Here is a 1417-nt window from a genome sequence, read left to right on the forward strand (position 1 = left end):
AAAAGGTTGCGCGACCCGAGCCCGCTGTATGACTCGGGGAGCTCCACGCCGGCCGAACCGGGATACTTGATGCTGGTGAAGTTCGACAGAAGGCGCTTGGGGTCGAGAGTGGTCCGCGTTGAAAAGTTTTTGTTTCCCAAGCCTGGATAGCCGAATTCAGAGACAGTCGGTGCCATCCTGCTGTACATCTCCTGCAAGTGAGTGTTTAGCTTTTCGACGATCTCTTCCAAGGCGTTTTCGGTACTATTTGCGAAATCCTTCAGGATGGATCCATCATCGGCCTTGGCGGCTACCATAAATAGCGATTCAAGAATCTTTCCGATCTGGTCCTTGGGGCGTTCCTTTTCGTCATCGAGACCCCGCTGTGCCTTTACGAAATCGACCTTGATGGCACGGGCGACGTCCGTCATCGAAATGTCGCGAAAATTGGTCATGTCGGTCGGGTCGATGGCAATCGCTGTGCGCTCGTAGAGGTGGGGAATCCGTGGGCCGACGAGGGATAGTAGCAGGGATTCGCTCCATTCTCCTGTCAGTTTTTTTGGTGCATCACGGAAGAAGTCCTTCATCGCTCCAGGCTTGAGTGCGTAGCGAATGGCGATAATGGCCTGAGTGCAATCCGGGTCAAGGTCGACGATGAGAGGACCCAGATCTCCGTATTCGCCCGCACTGTTGTCGTAGTCCAGGAAGACTTTTGTAGAGATTTCGGGTAGCAGTGTCCTGGCCTCGGCCTCGTCGCCTTTAGAGAACCTTCGATACGCTTCGGCGAACTCTATGTATGATTCTGCGGAGAAGTCCTCTAGGCGTAGGCTAATTTCACCGGGACGCAAAAACCTACTGAGCACCTCGGCGAGGGAAGTCTTCCCTGTATTGTTTCTGCCCACGCATACAGTAACGTCCTCATCGAAAGTTACGCTCACCTCCCGTAGTAGGCGAAAATTTTTGACTTCGACCCTGGTTACGGCTGGTGGCCGCTCGTGCTGCTGAGGCTGTGCTGGCTGCCCTACGCTCACCGATCGCTCCTGACGTGCACATGCTTCCGTCCGCGGTCGCACGTGTTCGCACGTGGTGAAGCCGTGGGCGCAGAGAAAGGCTTGTAAGCAGATAACTTGCGTTACCGATGGGGCAGTTTGTCACAGTGGGCGATGTGCGACTGGCTCTTTGCCACAAGACGTGGGATCGAGGTGCGAACTATGGCGCGGCGACCACTTAGCCTTCGCGGGGCTGGCCGTCCGGCCATGGAGGGAGTAGCCAGCCATCAACCCGATCAGGCATGCAGCCGGCGGATGGGCTTGCAGCGGGGCGGAGACAGGAGCCCAGGCCGGGGGCGCTTCGCCGCACGGGCTGTACCGCCGCGCGGCGGGCGCCTTGACGCAGTAGATAGATCGTGCTCGGAGTGAGGGCTTGACATACCTATCCA

Annotated in this window: 1 pseudogene; it reads right to left on the bottom strand. The window is 57.3% G+C overall.

From position 1 onward, the window contains the following. Window positions 1-917: pseudogene (locus AB0M27_RS47820) on the bottom strand (hypothetical protein); the annotation flags it as partial. Between the last annotated feature and the right edge of the window lie 500 nt (window positions 918-1417).

It is taken from the genome of Streptomyces sp. NPDC052107 (assembly GCF_040680215.1).
Lineage (GTDB): Bacteria > Actinomycetota > Actinomycetes > Streptomycetales > Streptomycetaceae > Streptomyces.